The organism is Corallococcus sp. CA054B, from assembly GCF_003611625.1.
Lineage (GTDB): Bacteria > Myxococcota > Myxococcia > Myxococcales > Myxococcaceae > Corallococcus > Corallococcus coralloides.
In genome coordinates this window covers 1-399 of the sequence record NZ_RAVY01000448.1, presented here as the reverse complement: position 1 = coordinate 399, position 399 = coordinate 1, and the positions used below count along the sequence as shown (strand labels likewise).

The following is a 399-nucleotide window of genomic DNA, read 5'->3' as shown; positions in this document are numbered from 1 at the left end:
GCCGGAGGGTGAGTGCTTCCAGCGCCTGCTGGAGCAGGTGGGGCTGGAGTTCGCCTTCCAGAACGACAGCGGTGGGGATGTTGTAGGCGGCGCTGCCGGGCTCCAGCTGGTCGATGAACCAGAGGCGTTGCTGCGCGAAGGAGAGCGGCAGGTGGCCGTCGCGAGAGGCAGGCTGAAGCGGCGGCGCGGAAGCGACAGGCCGGGTGCCCGCGTCGATACGGGAGGCCAATGCGGCGAGCGTCGGCGCTTCGAAGAGGGCACGCAGGGGCAACTCGACGCCCAGCTCGCGGCGGAGCCGGGAGACGACCTGGGTGGCCAGCAGGGAGTGTCCACCCAGCGCGAAGAAGTCGTCCGCCCTGCCCACCTTGTCGACGCGAAGGAGCTGCGCCCAGAGTGAGG

At 70.4% G+C, this 399-nt stretch carries 1 protein-coding gene; it reads right to left on the bottom strand.

Annotated elements, in window-relative coordinates; all coding sequences use genetic code 11:
• A partial coding sequence (locus D7V80_RS41265) for a phosphopantetheine-binding protein (RefSeq protein ID WP_147447424.1) occupies positions 1–399 on the bottom strand: 399 nt, incomplete at both ends.